Source organism: Bacillus sp. Bvel1, from assembly GCF_014872755.1.
Lineage (GTDB): Bacteria > Bacillota > Bacilli > Bacillales > Bacillaceae > Bacillus > Bacillus velezensis.
In genome coordinates this window covers 44,239-62,973 of record NZ_JAAOBZ010000006.1, presented here as the reverse complement: position 1 = coordinate 62,973, position 18,735 = coordinate 44,239, and the positions used below count along the sequence as shown (strand labels likewise).

Below are 18,735 nucleotides of genomic sequence, written 5' to 3'. Positions count from 1 at the left end.
GTGCAGCTTTTTTACAGTCTGAAAATATTGATGCTGATCACGTGTTTTGTTACGGGATGGAAATACACTTCAGCACGGGATGAAAACGTTTCTTTTGCGGTTTGCACCGTTACGCGAAACACGTCTTTCGTCTGTTCCCGGTTCACTTTTGTACGGCCCATGTACGAATAATCGGTAAGCTCGGCCCCTTTGTATTCACGTTCAAGCTGGTTCCATGCGAGCTGTTCCCATTTTTCAACTGACGGATCGAGGTGTTCTGTATGCCCTTTTTCAGCGATAGAGGCAATGAGAATGCCGCAAAACAAGAGGGCAAGCGCAAATGGAAGGGATTTCATCTTTATGTTCTCCTGAGTCGTTTTTTGTCAATCTTAGCGTGTCCAAAGAAGAGACGGATATGCGGTTTTATTTTATGTCTCCCTCATATTGCTATGCCGCAGTGATAAGGACACCAAGTTTTCCCCCGTTGCATCCGGGCTTCGGCGGCATAAACTAACGGAGAACTTCTCATTGAAAGGAGAAGCGTAAGATGGATCATGCCGATTATGATAAAGCCTTGTATTACACACACCGGTCTCAATGGGACAATTTATTAATTCTGATGGTTCGTACAAAAGATGATTTATTATCAAAGCGTATTGAGCACTTTCTGCACGCGTATCATTTCGAATATGATCATGCCGTGCTTGAAAAAGAGCTGTATTCCCTTCTCGGGTATATTGATCATGCGACAGAGCTCGCTTATGAAGATCAATTAGCCATGCTGACATAAAACAATCCCGGCGTCAGACGCCGGGATTTCTTGTGTTTGTGAACATATTCAGCTCTTCGATCATGTCTTTCAGGCTGACCGCCATATCCTCAGATACGGTCCGGCGCTCCATGTCGATGTGAATCGGGTCTAAGACCAGCTGTTTCGGGATGACATTTGCATAGACGCCCCGCATGACCGTCCGCATATTCGCCAGCGCATTCATGCCTCCTTTTCCTCCGCCCGCCGCGGCAATGATGGCCACCGGTTTGTATGCCCAGTGATCGCTGCTTAAAAAATCGATGGCGTTTTTTAAAGCGCCGCTCATGCCGCTGTGATACTCGGGAGATAATAAGACGACGGCCGCTGACTTTTTCACCTGCCGCCTTAACTTTCGCACTGAAGGCAGCTCGTTCTGTTCTTCTTCACCGTTATAAAGCGGCAGTTCACTTTCGCTCAAATCAATAAAATCGGTATGAAACCGATCTCTGATATAAGAAGCGGCAATTCTCGTCCGCCCGTTTTTTCTCGGTGTGCCGCTGATCACTAATATGCTCATGATTTTACCGCCTTTCCCAAAACATTATATTTTACCGCATACAATGCCGCCTGCGTCCGATCGGAAAGATTCAGCTTTGACAGCAGATTGGACACGTGGGTCTTCACTGTTTTTTCTGAAATAAACAGGGCCGCCGCAATTTCCTTATTGCTTTTTCCTTTGGCTATTTCTTGAAGAACATCTTTTTCACGGGGGGTCAGCTGATAATATTTTTCCTTATCCTGATCATCCTGAACCATATGGGTCAGCACGTGAGGCACAATATCCGCCGACAGCCGGTAACGTCCGGAATACACTTCCCGGAGCGTTTTCACTAAATCATCGGGCTGAGCGTCTTTCAGCTGATACGCTTTTGCGCCGGCTTTAAGGGCGGGAATGACGTGCTCCTGATCAGAATAGCTCGTCAAAACGACGATACTGATGTCCGGAAATCGTTCAGCCGCAATTTTTGCCGCTTCTATGCCGTCCATATCAGGCATTGATAAATCCATCAGAATGATGTCCGGCTCCGTCTTTTCAGCTTGCTGAAGCGCTTCAGCACCGGTGGACGCCTCACCGACAACTTCAATGTCTTCCTGAGTGGCGAAGAAATAGCGCAGTCCTTTGCGGACAACATGATGATCATCAGCAATCACAATTTTCATCAATCAGACCTCCCGTCCCGAAACGGAAGCCGAACGGAGACAACCGTTCCGGCGCCAAGCTCGGATTGCAATGTAAAGCGGCCTCCGATCGCTTCAGCCCGCGCTTTCATGCCGGCCACGCCGAGCGATGGGAGCACAGCATGCGTATCAGCGCTGAAGCCCGCTCCGCGGTCGCTAATGTGAAGCTCAGCGTAACCCGGCTTTTTAACGGCGGAAATGATAACCCGGTCCGTTCCCGCATGCTTTTTACAGTTATTCAAGGCTTCCTGGGCGATCCGCAAAAGCGCGTGTTCCTGTTCATCCGTAAGCTCCAGCTCATCCTCCGCTTCACAAACGGCTTCCAGGCCGATAAGAGCGGCGTAGCTTTTGATCGACGCATACAGCCCTTTCGTTAAACTTTCCGGCTTCAGCTGCCAAATGAGCGCCCTCATTTCTGTTAGCGCATCCTGAGACAGCTCTTGAATAAACGTAATCATCTGCCGGAGCCGATGATCATCTGTAAAGCTCTTTGCGGCTTTTGCCGTTAAGCTCACGGAAAACAGCATCTGATTGACGGAATCATGCAGCTCTTGCGCAAGTCTGCTTCGTTCCATCAACAGGGCGTTCTGCTGCTCAAATTCGGCCAATTTCATCCGCTGAATCGCCGTTCCGATTTGAAATGCAACCGCTTCAAGCAGATGCAGTTCTTCTTCGTTGAAAAATGTCTTTTCGCTTGCGGCGACGTTTAATAAACCGAACTTCCGGCCGCCGTCCTCAAGCGGTACGGTCGCATGATGGGTAATGCCCTCCGTATCGCGGCAGTTCGTCGTCTGTTCCGCAAATTCAATCCGTTTACAATTCATTATGTTTACGGCCTTTGTCAATCCGCCATTGCTGAATTTGGTCAGACAATAGCATTCCCCGCTGCACATGAGTGCATTTTCCCGCTGACCGAGAGCAGGCGGTAAATAAGCGGATGCTGCGAGCGTATAAGACCCGTCCGGCTCAATCAGAAAAATCCACCCTGTCTGCAGCCCGGTCAGGCTGAGCAGTTCGCGGAGCACTTTATCAAGCGCTTCCTTTAAATCGTGGTTTTGGTTTAACGTTTCCGCAATCGCTTTTAACGTTTTTAACGTTTCTACCGTCGTTTTCGTCAATTTCCCTCACTCCGGCCAATCAGAATTATCCATATTATATCAATTCTTTTCTGTATATTCCTTTGTTTTCAGCATGAATTTTCCTCATACTTTCGGATGAGGCGTATAAAAAAACCGCCGGATGTCGCTTCCGGCGGTTTGTTGTTTATTTCGTTTTTTCCACTATGTCATCCACCGTTTTCATGACTGCTTCAGATAATGCGGCAAGACGCTGTTCGCTGTCTTGTAAAGAAGTTCCCTTCACGGCGAAATAGAACTTCACTTTCGGCTCCGTTCCTGATGGACGAAGGCAGAACCAAGAGCCGTCTTCAAGGAAATATTTCAAGACATTTGACTTCGGCAGATCAATATCTTCTTCATGATGATCGGCAAATACAGTCCGTTTTCCCGTTGAATAGTCTTCAGCCTGCATGATTTGTTTTCCGGCCATCTGCTTCGGCGGATCGTTTCGGAATGAAGTCAGGATAGCGGAAATCTGCTCTGCTCCCTGTTTCCCTTTTAACGTCAATGACTTCAAGCCTTCACGGTAATATCCGTATTCTTTAAAAATGGACAGCAGCGCGTCATAAAGCGACATGCCCTGCTTTTTATAAAAGGCGCATACCTCGACGGCTAACAGCGCAGCCTGGATCGCGTCTTTGTCACGCGCGAAATCGCCGATTAAGTAGCCGTAGCTTTCTTCATACCCGAACTGGAACGTGTATTGGCCTGATTTTTCATATTCTTTGATCTTTTCACCGATAAATTTGAAGCCTGTCAGCGTGTCAACCGTATCTAATCCGAACGATGAAGCGACAGCGCGGCCCAATTCGCTCGTGACAATCGTTTTCATGACGACACCGTTTTCAGGAAGGGTGCCCTGTTTTTTCTTCTCGGAAAGCAGGTAATGCAATAAAAGCGCGCCTGTCTGGTTCCCCGTCAGCACTGTGTACTTGCCTTCGCTGTTTTTTACGGCAATGCCGAGACGGTCGGCATCCGGGTCCGTAGCGACAAGAATATCGGCATTTTGTTCTTCTCCGAGCTTAATGGCATATTCGAATGCCGCGTGCTCTTCCGGATTCGGCGATTTGACGGTTGAAAAATCCGGGTCCGGCAGCTCTTGCTCCTTTACGACGGTGACGTTTTTGTAACCGAGTGCTTCAAGACCGCGGCGCACCGGTTTATTTGCCGTGCCGTGAAGCGGAGTAAACACGACGCTGACATCCACTTCATCCGAAAGCTCGGGATGTACGGAGATGGAAGTCAGTTTTTCAGTATACGGTTTATCAATTTCTTCACCGATTATTTTAATCAAACCTTTTTCTTTCAGCGACTGTTCATCTTCAACTTGAATCGTTAATTCATTTTCTATGGCATTCACTTCCGCAATGACGATGTCCGCTTCTTTCGGCGGCAGCTGTGCGCCGTCATCGCCATACACTTTATATCCGTTATATTCAGGCGGGTTATGGCTGGCCGTCACGACGATGCCGGCATAAGCGTTCAGCTTTCTCACCGCAAAAGACAGCTCAGGCGTCGGGCGGAGCTCATCAAAGACGTATGTTTGAATGCCTTGGGAAGCAAGGGTTTTTGCAGCTTCCATCGCAAACTCAGGAGATTTATGACGGGAGTCGTATGCGATCGCAACCCCTCTTTTTTTCGCGTCTTCCCCCTGTTTCGCGATATACGCCGCAAGTCCGGCGGATGCTTTGCGGACCGTGTAAATGTTCATTCTGTTCGTACCCGGCCCGATTTCTCCTCTCATGCCTCCTGTTCCGAACTCAAGATTTTTGTAGAAAAAATCTTCCAGCATCTGCTCGTTTCCTTCTGCGTCCGCCAATAATTTTTTCAATTCTGAATCTAATTGTTCGGCCTGATTCCAGCGTTCGTAACTCTTACTCCAACTCATGTTCGTCCTCCTATAATTTCAGCTTATGACCATATTTTAATATGAAGCGGCTGCCCGTGTCACTTGATAACTTAACCAAATGCTTTATGTAAAAAGATAAAAGAAGGGCTCATGCCTTTTCGGCACAGCCCTCCGGTTATTATTGTTCGAGCGGAACAACCGCGTCGTGCAGCAGCGTATTTAACCACTCAGTGTGTTTTTCTTTCGTTTCGTCATTCCATTGGAATCGGTCGCTCATGTAATCAATCACGGCCGTTTTATACGTTTGCACCCATTTGATGTCGAAGAACAGTCTTCCCGTTCTGCGGACGAAGAAATCGGCAGGTGTCGCAGCCATTTCTTCTTCGATGCTGTAAGCTGCTTCAGCCAAAATGTGAACCGGAATCTGGCGTTTTTCCGCTTCGTCTTTCAGTCCTTCAATCCGGCTGAATACATTTTCAACGTTAGAGCCGTATCTGATGGCTAACTGCTTAGCGGTTTCCTGTGATAAACCGATTTTCAAGCCGTCTTTTGTCTTTGCTTCCACAAATGACTCGAAGTTTTTAGAGCCGCCGACATGTCCGCCGGAAATCGGCATCGTCTTCGTCTTGCAGCCGCCGAAGTCCTGGCCGCCCTCTTCTTTCAAGCGGTCGCGGACAAGATCGACAATGTGCTCAGCCATTTTACGGTAGCCCGTCAGTTTTCCTCCGGCGATCGTAATCAGGCCTGATTGAGATGTCCAGATTTCATCTTTACGGGAGATCTCAGACGGGTCTTTCCCTTCTTCGTGAATAAGCGGTCTGAGGCCGGCCCAGCTTGATTCAATATCGTCCGCCGTAATGTTCAGTTCCGGGAACATATAATTGATGGAGCTGACGACATAATCGCGATCCTGCACCGTCATGCGTGGGTGCTCAAGTTTTTGTTTGTAAACCGTATCGGTCGTACCCACGTATGTTTTTCCTTCACGCGGAATGGCGAACACCATCCGGCCGTCCGGCGTATCAAAGTACACCGCCTGTTTAAGCGGGAATACGGATTGGTCGAATACGAGATGGACCCCTTTTGTGTGCTGGAGATGTTTTCCGCTTTTGCTGTGGTCTTTTTCTCTCAGCTCGTCGACCCACGGACCTGTCGCATTGACGATTTTTTTGGCGTACACTTTGTATTCCTTGCCTGACAGCAGATCTTCAATTAAAACGCCGACAACTTTTCCTTTTTCATAAAGCAGTTCTTTCACTTTAGAATAGTTGACAGGCTCAGCACCGAATTTAACGGCTTCTTTCATGACTTCAATCGTCAGTCTCGCATCGTCCGTCCGGTACTCTACATAATAGCCTCCGCCTTTTAAGCCGTCTTTTTTGACGAGCGGCTCTTTTTGCAGCGTTTCTTTAGCAGACAGCATGCTTCTGCGCTCTGATTTTTTTACTCCCGCTAAATAGTCATACACACGCAGGCCGATTGAAGTAGAGAATGAACCGAACGTGCCGCCTTTATGAAACGGCAGCAGCATCCATTCCGGCGTCGTGACGTGCGGGCCGTTTTCGTACACGATGGCGCGTTCCTTACCGACTTCAGCCACCATTTTGACTTCAAATTGCTTCAGATAACGCAAACCGCCGTGGACAAGCTTTGTGGATCGGCTTGATGTGCCGGCCGCGAAATCCTGCATTTCGCTCAAAGCGACTTTCATTCCCCTTGAAGCAGCGTCAAGCGCCGTACCGGCACCCGTAATACCTCCGCCTATAATAAACAGATCGTATGTTTTTTTAGTCATGTCTTCCAGCATATGATCCCGTTCCAAACTTGAAAATTGGTGATTCATCATTACGCTTCCTCCTTGTTGTCACGGTATAGAAAAAGAGACCACAACAGCCAAAGCGCATGTCATCACTTTGGTGCTGTGGTCTCTCCTCATCTCAGGACCGTTCCTATTAACTTGTTTTCAGTATACCATAATTTTATCTTATTTAAAAGCCATAGCTGCATTTACTGCTTTTTTCCATCCGCCGTACAATTCAACGCGTTTTTCATCTTCCATTTCCGGTTTGAATTGCTTATCAAGGTTCCACTGATCGGCGATTTCAGTGCTGTCCTTCCAGTAGCCGACAGCGATTCCGGCTAAATACGCGGCACCGAGCGCAGTCGTTTCATTAATTTCCGGACGTTCGACCGGCACATCAAGCAAGTCGCTCTGGAACTGCATGAGGAAGTTATTTTTTACCGCTCCGCCGTCTACACGCAATGTTTTTAAAGAGATGCCTGAATCAGCCTCCATGGCATCAAGCACATCTTTCGCCTGATATGCGAGAGATTCAAGCGTGGCACGGATAAAATGCTCCTTCGTCGTTCCGCGTGTCAGGCCGAAAACTGAGCCGCGCACGTCACTGTCCCAGTACGGTGTGCCCAATCCGACGAAAGCGGGCACGACATAAACACCGTCAGCGGAATCCACACGCTCTGCGTATGTCTCGCTTTCTTTCGAATCCTGGAACATCCGCATGCCGTCTCTCAGCCATTGGATGGCAGAACCTGCGACAAAGATGCTTCCTTCCAGCGCATACTCGACTTTTCCGTCTAATCCCCAGGCGATTGTCGTCAGAAGGCCGTGATCAGAAGTGATGGCTTTTTCTCCGGTATTCATCAGCATAAAGCAGCCTGTGCCGTATGTGTTTTTCCCCATGCCTTCTTCAAAGCACGCCTGACCGAACAGCGCAGACTGCTGGTCTCCGGCCGCTCCCGCAATCGGAATATTTTTACCGAAGAAATGATAATCAACCGTTTTCGCGTACACATGAGAAGACGGTTTCACTTCCGGCAGCATGGATTTCGGCACGCCTAAAATATCAAGCAGCTCGTCATCCCATTTTAATTCATGAATATTAAACATCAGCGTTCTTGAAGCGTTGGAATAATCCGTTACGTGCGCCGCGCCTCCGGACATTTTCCAGATGAGCCATGAATCAATCGTTCCGAACAGAAGATTTCCGTTTTCCGCTTTTTCCCGCGCGCCTTCTACATTGTCAAGAATCCATTTGACTTTCGTTCCTGAGAAATAAGGGTCGATCAAAAGTCCCGTTTTTTCTCTGAATGTATCATTATATCCTTTTTCACGAAGCTCTTCGCAAATGCCGGATGTTTGTCTCGATTGCCACACAATCGCATTGTATACCGGCTTTCCGGTATCTTTATCCCATACGACCGTCGTTTCCCTTTGGTTCGTGATGCCGATGCCGGCAATTTGATCAGCGCTGATTCCGGACTCGGAAATCACAGTCGCAATAACGGCGAGCACCGATCCCCAGATTTCGTTCGCATTGTGCTCCACCCAGCCCGGCTGAGGGAAATGCTGTGTGAATTCCTTTTGAGCGGAATGCACGATTTTTCCTTCTTTATTAAAAAGAATCGCTCTTGAACTTGTTGTGCCTTGGTCAATTGATAAAATATAGGTCTCCATGATGCCGCTCTCCTTTTTAAATATATTCAGAATTTGATAATGTTTTCTGTGATTGAGATTTCTTGGTATAAATATAGAGTATGAAAAGCACTACAACCATTATAACGCTTACAAACCAAAAGCTAGGTGTCACATTTCCTTTAAACGCGGCATTGTAAAATACGCCGCCGAACGCACCGCCCATGATCGGACCGATTACGGGAATCCAGGCATATTTCCAATTTGACGGCCCTTTTTTCGGGATCGGCAGAAAGGCGTGAGCGATTCTCGGCCCCAAATCCCGCGCAGGGTTGATCGCATATCCGGTCGTCCCTCCAAGAGAAATCCCGATGGCAACGATGAGGAATCCGACAATCAGCGGGTTCAGCCCTTTTGTAAATTCATTCGCTCCGATTGCCAAAATGCCGAGCACAAGCACAAACGTACCAATGACTTCACTTATCATATTCCCAAATGTATGAGGAATACTCGGGCCGGTCGAGAAAACGCCCAGTTTAGCGGCCGGATCATCCGTCGCCTTCCAATGCGGCAGATAATGAAGGTACACAACAACCGCACCGATCATTGCTCCGATCATCTGTCCCGCAATATAAACAGGGACGTCTTTCCAAGGAAAGCTGCCTTCAAGCGCAAGGCCTATCGTTAAAGCCGGATTCAAGTGAGCGCCGCTGATGCTGCCGACGGCATATGCCGCCATGGCTACTCCCAATCCCCAGCCGAATACAATAACAATCCATCCGGATTGGTATGAAAGCGATTTCTTTAAGTTGACTCCCGCACAAACGCCGCCGCCGAAAATAACAAGCAGCATTGTACCGATTACTTCTCCCCAAAATGCTGTCATCATCATTCCTCCTAAATGACAAAATAGCAGGTTTGACAGAGTTATAGAGAATAAAAAACCCACAACAAACCGCTTTACGCTTTATTGCTTCCGTAAAGAGCTGTTGTGGGTCTCCGGGTCTCCATCACATAGTATTAACCTAGGTCTATTGTAACAATGGGTGTAAGCGGTGTCAATCTTTTTTTGTCATAGAATGTTCATATTTAGCCCATAGTTCGGTGTCTGAAGTCGTCACGGCCGTTGCTCCTGCCTGCAAGGCGTTTTCAACGTCCTGCTCCGTGCGGATAAAGCCGCCGGCAAAAATCGGAATCCCCGTCATTTCTTTAATTTCTCTGATTAAAGTCGGAACGATGCCCGGGAGAACCTCGATAAAGTCAGGCTTATGCTTTCCGACGAATTCCATGCTTTTCTCCATGGCGCTCGTATCCAAGAGAAACAGACGCTGGATCGCGTATATTTTCTTTTGTTTCGCTTTGACGATGACGGCGGATCTCGTCGAAATGATGCCCGCGGGCCGGATGTCCTGACAAATAAACTCCGCACCGTATTCGTCATGCTTAATGCCGTGAATTAAATCGACGTGAACCATCAGAAGTTTTCCGTGTTTTTTCGCTTCATTCACGACACCTTTTAATTGACCGAGGTGTATATCTAAAATGACGCCGTATAAGAACGGACTCTCTAAAAATGCATCGAATTGCTTCATGTTCCGGATAGCCGGTAGAATCTTCTGGTTGTGAAAACTCATGTTTTACTCCTTTACTTTAAAAATCAATGCTCAGCACGCTTTCCTTGACGGTCGAAATGATGAAAGAGAGCTCCTCGTCGGACAGGCAAAAAGGCGGAGATAGCTGAATGACATTATTATATCCCGCTACAGTATCACCATTTTTCCCGACAAGCAGGCCTTTTTCTCTGCACGCGGTGATGACGTGCTGCACAAGAGCGGCATCAGCGGGTTCCTTCGTGATTTTGTCCTTGACGAGCTCAATGCCGGCAAGAAGGCCTTTGCCCCGTACATCGCCGACCGCCGGATGTTCTTTGAGCGGCTCAAGCTCACGGAGCAGCCGTTCTCCAAGCTCCCGGGAGCGGGCGATCAGATTTTCGTCCTCCATCAATTGCAGGTTTTTCAAAGCAAGGGCGCAGGCTGCCGGATTGCCTCCGAATGTATTCACGTGCCGGAAGCGGCCGTACGGCTCACCGCCCGAATACGCCTCAAAAATCTCCCGTTTTACTGCCGTTGCCGACAGCGGCAGATAAGCGCTCGTAATGCCTTTTGCCATTGTGACGATGTCCGGTGAAACGCCGTAATGCTGAAATCCGAACGGCTCTCCCGTGCGGCCGAAACCGCAAATGACTTCATCACTGATCAGAAGCGCGCCGTGGCGGCGGCAAATGTCCTCTACCTTTGCCATATACCCGTCCGGGGGCATCAGTATCCCTCCGCCTGTAATAATCGGTTCCATAATCACGCCGGCAATCGTTTCGCTTAACTCCCACGTCATGATCCGGTCGATTTCATGCGCGCTTTCCAATGTGACGGCATCGCCGGGATTCCGATAAAGATCAGGCGGCGCCGCGTGCAAAAAACCTTGTGAGAGCGGCTCATATTTATATTTTCTCTGCGCCTGGCCGGTAGCGGCGAGCGCCCCCATCGTATTGCCGTGATAGCCTCTGTACCGGGAGATGAATTTGAAGCGGCTGTGATCGCCGTTTTCAATGTGGTATTGGCGGGCAATTTTGAACGCGGTTTCATTTGCTTCCGATCCGCTGTTGGAAAAGAAGATTACATAATCGCCGCCGAGCCATTCATTCAGTTTTTCCGCAAGCTCAATCGCGGGTTGATGGCTTTGGGTCAGCGGATAATAAGGAAGCTCCTTCAATTGGCTGTAAGCCGCATCGGCAAGCTCCTTTCTCCCGTATCCGATATTGACGCACCACAATCCTGACATGCCGTCCAAATACCGTCTGCCGTCAATGTCCGTAACCCAGGCGCCTTCCCCTTTTTGGACGATTATGCTGTCATCCGGCTCCGCCCCTTTCATCGCGTGCCAAATCAGCTCTTTATCCTTTTGTTTGAGTGACTGATTTTTTTGTACATGTTCCACACCGCTCATCTCCCTTTCAATATCATTGCACTGTATCGAAAGCTGCCCGGCTTCTGACGCCGATTCTCATGGTGAAGTTTTCCTCTTAATAAGAATATAAAGGCGCGGCATGGGCGAGTCAATAAAGCGGCGGCAATTAAAAAAACGCTTTCTCCCAGAAAGCGAAAGGGCTACAAGAGCATATCCCGAAACCGGGGCCGGTGCAAGTGTTTTTATAAAAAAACCCGCCCTTAAGCGGAGCGGGCGTTTTTTTATTTCAGATGCGTAATCCGGTAAATGTCTTTGCGCCGGTCTTTCAGCTGGCGCACGGTTCCGTTTTCACGCTGCCTTCTTAAGATTTCAAGGTCCACGTCCCCGATCACGACCATTTCGATATTCGGATTCGTTTCACCGACGATTCCGTCTCTGGCGAATTCAAAATCAGACGGAGCAAAAATGGCTGACTGCGCGTATTGAATATCCATATTTTCTGTTTGCGGCAGGTTTCCGACCGTACCTGAGATGACGGTGTAAATTTGGTTTTCAACCGCTCTCGCCTGAGAGCAGTACCTTACGCGCAAATAGCCTTGGCGGTCTTCAGTGCAGAATGGCGTAAAGATAATTTTCGCCCCTTGATCCGCGGCAATTCTCGCAAGCTCCGGAAATTCGATATCGTAACAGATCTGAATGGCGATCTTTCCGCAGTCCGTATCAAATACGCGCACCCTGTCTCCGGCGCTGATGCCCCACCATTTCCGCTCATTCGGCGTAATGTGAAGCTTATATTGTTTTTCAATCGTGCCGTCACGTCTGAATAAGTAGGCGATGTTATAAATTTTCCCCTCTTCTTCAACGAAGTGGGAGCCGCCGATAATGTTCACATTATATTTCACCGCGAGATCTGTAAAGAGGCTGATATAGTCCTCGGTATATTCGGTAATCCTCTGAATGGCCAGACTCGGAGAACGCTCCTCGAGAAATGACATGAGCTGCGTCGTGAAAATCTCCGGAAATACCGCGAAATCAGATCTCGCGTCGGAAGCCACATCGACATAATATTCAACCTGATTGGCAAATTCCTCGAAGGAGTAAATCTTTTTCATTTCATATTGAATGACGCAGATGCGCACCGGAAATGCCGATTTGTAATAGCGCTTTGACTGCGGCAGATAATCGACATTGTTCCATTCCATTAATGTCGCATATTTAATGGACGCGGTGTCATCCGGGAGATAATTCGGATTGATCCGCATGAGCGTAAATCCGTTCATCAGCTGGAAAGAAAGCACCGGATCATAAATCTGATGGCGCGTCACCTGTTCGACATAAGCTCTCGCCGTCATTTCTTCCGCGTACTTATGATAATTCGGAATCCGCCCGCCGATAATGATGCTTTTCAGATTCAATCGTCTCGCCAAGTCTTTTCTCGCCTCATACAGCCGGTGTCCGATTTTCATCCGCCTGTATTCCGGGTGAACCATTACCTCAATCCCGTACAGATTCAATCCGTCCGGGTTGTGGTTCGTGATATAACCGTCGTCTGTAATGTCCTGCCACGTGTGGCGGTCATCATATTCATCGAAATTGATGATCAGGCTTGAGCATGAACCGATAATTTCCCCTTCATACTCGGCGCAAAACTGACCTTCCGGAAAGTGCGCGAGATGGCTGATTAAATGCTCAGGCTCCCACGGCTCCATCCCCGGAAAACAATCCTTTTGCAGCTCAATAATTTTGTTGATATCTTTCTCTTCCATATTCCGTATGACCATTTTCTTTTCAAAACGGGTCAGATCAAGTTTCTCAGACAATGCTGCTTCCCCCTGCCGGTTCGTTTTGATCGTTCAATCGCTGTAAGAGTAATTCAAGTTCCATTTCCGCCATCGATTCCAGTCTGTGATCGTATTCTTCAAATAACAGGGCGCTCGTTACCTTATTCGGCACGATGACACATTTCATGCCGGCGCGTTTGGCTGCGATTGAGCCGTTGACCGAATCCTCAAAGGCAAGACATTCAGAAGGTTCAACGCCTAAATGTTCCGCAGCTTTCAGATAGAGCTCCGGATTGGGCTTCACTTCTTCTACGTCGTCAGCCGTCTGAATCACTTCAAATTCATCAAACAGGCCTAATTCCTTCAGATGGCCCGACACCCATTTAAAATCTGAGCTGGAAGCGAGCCCCACCTTCAATCCTAATTCTTTTGCCGCGGCTAAATAAGCCTCCACTCCGGGACGCGCCGTTTCCGTCTTCATCCGCTGTTCGAAGCGCCCGCGCCTGATCGCCGTCAGTTCATCATGATCGAGCTTTCTTCCCAGCTGCTCCTCTAAATATGCGAACGGCTTAAACCCCGCCGCCGTTCCGATCACTTTTCCCCAGACGGATAAAGGCAATGTTGAACCGTGTTCCTCAAACATTTCCTGCAGCACTTCATATTCATGGGTTTCTGTATCTAAAATTAACCCGTCAAAATCAAAGATTAATGCTTTTATCAATGGTTACAGCTCCTTTAGCTAAACGTACTGACCTATGTATACACTATACCGTGAATTTCTTTTGCATTCAAAATGTAACATTCTCACGGAAAGAAGAGCCTGCATGAGTGCAAGCTCTCTTCATCCGTTACTGTGTGTTTTGACTGGAAATATTGGAAAGAGCCGCTCCCGCAGACTCATTTGAACGCTGATCGACCGCTAAGTCTCCAAGCGCAACGATCCCGACCAGATGATTTTGATCGACAATGGGAAGGCGGCGGATTTGGTGTTGGGCCATCAGATGTGACGCCTCTTCAAGACTCATTTCCGGGTTTCCGGATACAACTTGAGAAGACATCACGTGTGAAACAGGTGTTTGGCCGTCGCGGCCTTGAGCCGTTGTTCTCAATGCGATATCACGGTCTGTCAGCATTCCTTTTAATTCCCCTCCGTCAACGACGGGAATTGCTCCGACATTATGCTGGTGCATCAGCGCAGCCGCTTCCTGGATCGTTTGGTTGGGAGAAACGGTAGCCACGTGGGTAGTCATTGATTGTTTGATTGAACTCATTGTAAAGCACCCCTTTCGCATTTTATTATGCTCGGGGATTTGACTCATTATAAAGGGAGTTAGAGGAAAGAAATTGTGGTATCATGTCAAGGAAGCAAAAAAGAGCCTGTCAAAAGGCTCTTTATACCCGTCAGATCAGCCTTCTGTGACCGCAGGCTTCTGATCCGGCCCCTGTCTCGAAATCATCATAGGTAAAGGGAAAATTCATTCCGCATTCATTCAGCAAAGCGCAATTTTTATCAAACAGCGCCCGCTCTTTGACGTCATATACGGGGTGCGGCTTTGACAGCATGATATGTACCGTTTGCAGACAAGCCATAATTTGAAACGCTTCTTTTAAAGTTCCTTGGTAACGTTGGTTTTGTAAAGACAATACGCCCCTTTTTTTAAAGCGCTGAATTTCCAGTTCGGAGAAATAAAGAGGAAAGACATTTTGAAACAATTCAGAGGAAAGCTCTTGTATCGCGCTTTCTTGTCCGTCAGTCGCTGCGTTCACAATTCTCACATCAATCACCTTTCTTGCCATGTGAATATCCTTAATCTTTATCAAGAATAGCATAGAAAAAAACGCGAAAGCTAAGGTAAGTGTTTCCTATTGAAACAGCCGCTTTCCGCTTGAAAAGGAGCTTTATGATATGAAACAAAATGACCGCGGTCTGGAACTCCTGATTACGGAAAAACACGCCGGACAATGGCTGTTTTCAGTCCTGAAATCTGAATTCCAGGCGTCAAAACCCGTGATAACGGAATGGATGAACCAAAAAAGCATTCAGGTGAATCGGACATCCCCGAAAAACAACATCATACTGAAAACCGGAGACCGCTTATTCATTGATCTTCAGGAAAAAACGGGTTCTTCGGTAATTCCTGAATACGGAGAGCCGGACATTTTATTTGAGGACAGTCATATGCTGATTGCAAATAAGCCGGCGGGAATGCCGACTCATCCAAATGAAGAGGGTCAGACCGGAACCCTCAGCAACCTGATCGCTTACCATTTTCAAATCAACGGCGAACAAGCGAAAGTGCGCCACGTTCACCGTCTTGACCGTGACACGTCAGGCGCGGTCGTTTTCGCGAAACACCGCCTGGCCCATGCAATCCTTGACCGTCAGCTCGAAACCAAAACATTAAAACGCACCTATATCGCCGCGGCGGAAGGAAAAGTCACGCCGAAAAAAGGCACGGTTGACTCGCCGATCGGCCGCGACAGGTCACATTCCGTCAGACGGCGCGTCTCACCCGGCGGACAAGCCGCCGTCACCCATTACAAAGTGAAAGGCTATCATCCCGGTGCGCAGCTTACATTGGCAGAGCTTGAACTGGAAACCGGGAGAACACATCAAATCAGGGTGCATATGGCAAGCATCGGCCATCCGTTGGCGGGCGATGACCTGTACGGCGGAAGCAGGGCGCTGTTTCACAGGCAGGCGCTTCACGCCAAAAAAGTCAGTGTCGTCCATCCGATCTCAGGAGAAGAAATCGTTGCCGAGGCGCCGATGCCGGCTGATCTTGCTCATTTTACCGAAACGTATTTTTCTTAAACCGGGTCGGCATATATAATATATCGTTTCGGCGCATTTCCAATGTAAGAAAACGGATAGCAAGTGGTCAGGATCAGTTCCTCCCGCTTGTGTTGAAGGGTGATGACAGACGTATCATCCCGGCTGACGATTTTTGTACGGCTGATTTTATAAGAAAACGTGCCGTAAGACAAAATCACGTTCAGTCTGTCTCCTTTTTTCAGTTCGCCGGTCCGGCGGAACACCGTGTCCCTGTGGCCGGATAACACAATTTGGCCGTGATCGCCAGGATAATAGCTGTCCTTATAATGTCCGACGCCTTTTGCTAAATCATCTGCGTCAGTCCCTTCGACGATCGGGAGCTCAGCGTCAATTTCAGGGATTTCTAAAATGCCGCTTGCCTCACCCGTTTCGGGGTGAAATTCTTTTTTGCGCTGTGCCTGCACAGCGCTTTTTGTTTCGTTCTTTTCCAAGACAGGTTCTGTTGCTTTTTTTGCTTCTTCAAGCGATTGGTTCGTTTTCATATGTGAATCAATGATCTTCCAGCTACCGTAACATGTGATGATAACACCTGCGATGATGACGAGAAGCGGAATATGTTTCAGTTTGTTCATCGTGTGCGGGTTCCCCTTTTCTTTCTGAAAAGCCAATATACGCCGGCACCCGTGATCACCAGGCCGGCCAATGCCGTCTGATGGCTGCCCGCTGAAGTATCAGGCAATGGGCGGCCTTTTTGTGTGCCGCTTTCAGTCTGTTCTGTGCTTTGTTCCGAATCTGCGGCAGACGCCGTATGGGATTCGGGAATTGACTGCACTGTATCAGATGCTGCTTCTTTTACGACAGGACGTTCAGGTTTTTTGGTTTGATCAGGCTGTTCTGCTGCATCCGGTTTTTTAGCGGGTTTTTCCGTTTGAGGTTTTTCTCCTTTATCAGGCCCGGTGCTGCCCGGTGTTTCCCCGCTTCCCGGCTGATTGCCGGTGTCATCAGGTGTTTCGGCGGCTGATGCCGTGCGGATGCGGCCGTCGGTTTGATAAGAAATCGGTGCGGAAAAGCTTTTGACATAGTCTACTGTCGCTTCCAAATCCTCAGGCCCCGTCACCGGATTCTTGCCGAGTTTCCCGATCGGACCGTATTTTGCCCCCGATGCCGTCGCCATAAATTGATTGACTGTTACTGTATATCCTTTTTCGGGCTGTATGTCTGTACCGTCCGCCATTTTCATATCCGCCGCTTGTCCGGTTTCCGGGTTCCATGTATAGGAAAATCCGCTGATGCTGTAATCCGGTCCGTACACCGGAGAAATTTGCGCGTTGATGATCTCCCGCAAATCTTTTCCTTTGATTTCAAGCTTCGTCAGCACATTGCCGAACGGCTGTACATTATAAAGATCTCCCCATGTGATCGGCCCTTTTTTTATGCCGTCCCGGATGCCTCCCCCATTCATAAGCGCAAAATCGGATTTCATCTTCGCTTTCATACCGTCGGCAATCAGATTTCCGAGCGCCGTGTCGCCGTCATTTGAATACCCGCCTGTTATATCATGGGCCGCTTCCCCGACCGCTTCGCTGATAATCGGTTTCACTTTCTCTTCATATTTGCTTAATTTGCCTGCCGCATCCGGATCAGGCTTGATTTTACTTTGATCGATATATTGGATTTCCGCTGATTTTTTCACGATATCCTTCGACTCTTTATCTAGTTCGAGATCGGCGATTCCGATTGCTTTTCCGTATTCAAATGCCTGCACGATCAGCTTGCCGTTGATTTCTCCGTTTACGACTTTATGATTGTGCGCGGCGAAAATCACGTCAATCTCTGAGTCTGTTCCGCTTGCAAGCTTTGCGGATTCTCCCGTGATGGCTGAGCCATTTTGTTCAGCAGACATATGGGCGAGCACGGCGATTGCTTTAATTCCTTTTTTCTTCAGGTCTGCGGCGGCGTCATTGACGGCCTTTACCTCATCCGTAAACGTAATATTTTTAATTCCGTCCGGGATGACCATGCCTGCCGCCGATCTGGTTACAACCCCGATAAATGCGACCGGAATTCCGGAAACGTATTTGATTTTATACGGCGGCAGAAAGGACTCCCCTGACTTCAATTTACAGTTGGCGCAGACGAGCGGGAAATCTTGGCCGTCATAACCGCTTGTCCCCTTACCGTCCGGATGCTCTCCTCCATTGATGATCCGTTTAAGCTCATTCGTTCCTTCATCGAATTCGTGATTGCCGACAGTTCCGACATCAAAACCGATGTCTTCCATCAATTCTACTGTCGGTTCATCCTGAAAAAGGGCTGACACGGGAGAGCTGCCCCCGATCATATCGCCCGCATGCACGACAAAGGCGTGTTCTTTCTCGGCCTTCGCCTTTTTAATGTACGCGGCGGCGTAGTCCATCCGTCCGAAAGTGCCATCCGGTTTACCGTCTCCGTTAAGGTCAAGCTCATATTGCTGATCAATTTTTCCGTGCAGGTCATTCATGCTGATGATTCTGAGCGGGATACGGCCGGAGTCTTCAGTCTGCCGTTCTTTATACGCTTTATCCGTTCCAGCTTCATTCAGTGATCCGGCTTGTCCGATTGCTTCCGCATCTTTCACGCTGAACATCATAAAACAAACCGTCAGCAAACAGCACGAAAGACGCAAACCCCTTTTTTTCTTCATTCATTCCCCCCCCTGTCTTCTAAGAAATACGTTAGCTTATTTTCTTAAAAATCACATCACTTTTTTGTAAAGATTGTCTTCGCTGGCGCAAAATAGTAAATAATCCCCACGTAACGAAATAAGTCTTGATGTATAACGGATCGGCTTTTTTCACATCTTAAA

At 48.3% G+C, this 18,735-nt stretch carries 18 protein-coding genes; 2 read left to right on the top strand and 16 right to left on the bottom strand.

Features of this window, described 5'->3' with window-relative positions:
* Positions 1-11: 11 nt before the first annotated feature.
* Positions 12-335 (bottom strand): DUF3889 domain-containing protein, encoded by a 324-nt coding sequence (locus HAP68_RS04385; protein ID WP_003155332.1) that lies wholly within the window; start codon positions 333-335, stop codon positions 12-14.
* A 191-nt stretch (positions 336-526) separates the two neighbouring features.
* Between HAP68_RS04385 and HAP68_RS04380 the strand changes: the two genes are divergently transcribed.
* On the top strand, positions 527-769 hold the full coding sequence (locus HAP68_RS04380; RefSeq protein ID WP_003155335.1) for a YhdB family protein: 243 nt from the start codon (positions 527-529) through the stop codon (positions 767-769).
* A gap of 13 nt (positions 770-782) precedes the next feature.
* On the opposite strand, the gene HAP68_RS04375 is transcribed toward HAP68_RS04380, so the two are convergent.
* From HAP68_RS04375 to HAP68_RS04315, 13 genes are all read right to left on the bottom strand, one after another.
* Positions 783-1,307 carry an NADPH-dependent FMN reductase gene (locus tag HAP68_RS04375; protein WP_024085064.1) on the bottom strand — a complete coding sequence of 175 codons (525 nt, stop codon included), beginning with the start codon at positions 1,305-1,307 and terminating at the stop codon, positions 783-785.
* Entirely contained in the window at positions 1,304-1,951 is a 648-nt protein-coding gene (locus HAP68_RS04370; RefSeq protein ID WP_015388495.1) for a response regulator, read from the bottom strand. The genes HAP68_RS04375 and HAP68_RS04370 overlap by 4 nt, the downstream gene beginning before the upstream one ends.
* On the bottom strand, positions 1,951-3,087 hold the full coding sequence (locus tag HAP68_RS04365) for a GAF domain-containing sensor histidine kinase (protein ID WP_024085063.1): 1,137 nt from the start codon (positions 3,085-3,087) through the stop codon (positions 1,951-1,953). Before HAP68_RS04365 ends, HAP68_RS04370 begins: the two co-directional genes overlap by 1 nt.
* A 145-nt stretch (positions 3,088-3,232) precedes the next feature.
* Positions 3,233-4,975: a phospho-sugar mutase gene (locus HAP68_RS04360; protein WP_024085062.1), complete on the bottom strand. Its 1,743-nt coding sequence runs from the start codon at positions 4,973-4,975 to the stop codon at positions 3,233-3,235.
* 139 nt (positions 4,976-5,114) lie between these two features.
* On the bottom strand, positions 5,115-6,782 hold the full coding sequence (gene glpD / locus HAP68_RS04355; RefSeq protein WP_003155341.1) for a glycerol-3-phosphate dehydrogenase: 1,668 nt from the start codon (positions 6,780-6,782) through the stop codon (positions 5,115-5,117).
* Positions 6,783-6,920: 138 nt separating this feature from the next.
* Entirely contained in the window at positions 6,921-8,411 is a 1,491-nt protein-coding gene (gene glpK / locus HAP68_RS04350; RefSeq protein ID WP_014304694.1) for a glycerol kinase GlpK, read from the bottom strand.
* 16 nt (positions 8,412-8,427) lie between these two features.
* A complete protein-coding gene (locus tag HAP68_RS04345) occupies positions 8,428-9,255 on the bottom strand; it encodes an MIP/aquaporin family protein (protein ID WP_003155343.1) in 828 nt (275 codons plus the stop codon).
* A gap of 172 nt (positions 9,256-9,427) precedes the next feature.
* A complete protein-coding gene (locus HAP68_RS04340) occupies positions 9,428-10,003 on the bottom strand; it encodes a glycerol-3-phosphate responsive antiterminator (protein WP_003155344.1) in 576 nt (191 codons plus the stop codon).
* 16 nt (positions 10,004-10,019) lie between these two features.
* The gene (locus HAP68_RS04335) at positions 10,020-11,372 is read right to left on the bottom strand and encodes an aspartate aminotransferase family protein (RefSeq protein ID WP_088005354.1); all 1,353 of its coding nucleotides are present in this window, start codon (positions 11,370-11,372) and stop codon (positions 10,020-10,022) included.
* A 242-nt stretch (positions 11,373-11,614) separates the two neighbouring features.
* Positions 11,615-13,153 (bottom strand): bifunctional GNAT family N-acetyltransferase/carbon-nitrogen hydrolase family protein, encoded by a 1,539-nt coding sequence (locus HAP68_RS04330; RefSeq protein WP_003155346.1) that lies wholly within the window; start codon positions 13,151-13,153, stop codon positions 11,615-11,617.
* A complete protein-coding gene (locus HAP68_RS04325; RefSeq protein WP_003155347.1) occupies positions 13,146-13,835 on the bottom strand; it encodes an HAD family hydrolase in 690 nt (229 codons plus the stop codon). The genes HAP68_RS04330 and HAP68_RS04325 overlap by 8 nt, the downstream gene beginning before the upstream one ends.
* A 127-nt stretch (positions 13,836-13,962) precedes the next feature.
* Positions 13,963-14,385 carry a CBS domain-containing protein gene (locus HAP68_RS04320; RefSeq protein ID WP_003155348.1) on the bottom strand — a complete coding sequence of 141 codons (423 nt, stop codon included), beginning with the start codon at positions 14,383-14,385 and terminating at the stop codon, positions 13,963-13,965.
* Positions 14,386-14,515: 130 nt separating this feature from the next.
* A complete protein-coding gene (locus HAP68_RS04315) occupies positions 14,516-14,911 on the bottom strand; it encodes a DUF5365 family protein (protein ID WP_007408448.1) in 396 nt (131 codons plus the stop codon).
* Between the two features lie 109 nt (positions 14,912-15,020).
* On the opposite strand from HAP68_RS04315, the gene HAP68_RS04310 reads away from it, so the two are divergent.
* Positions 15,021-15,929, top strand: a complete 909-nt coding sequence (locus HAP68_RS04310) for an RluA family pseudouridine synthase (protein WP_003155350.1) — start codon at positions 15,021-15,023, stop codon at positions 15,927-15,929.
* Here HAP68_RS04310 and HAP68_RS04305 read toward each other — a convergent pair.
* Entirely contained in the window at positions 15,926-16,522 is a 597-nt protein-coding gene (locus tag HAP68_RS04305; RefSeq protein ID WP_003155352.1) for a class D sortase, read from the bottom strand. The two genes, HAP68_RS04310 and HAP68_RS04305, sit on opposite strands and share 4 nt — an antisense overlap.
* The gene (locus HAP68_RS04300) at positions 16,519-18,573 is read right to left on the bottom strand and encodes a 5'-nucleotidase C-terminal domain-containing protein (protein ID WP_024085060.1); all 2,055 of its coding nucleotides are present in this window, start codon (positions 18,571-18,573) and stop codon (positions 16,519-16,521) included. Before HAP68_RS04300 ends, HAP68_RS04305 begins: the two co-directional genes overlap by 4 nt.
* Positions 18,574-18,735: the final 162 nt, after the last annotated feature.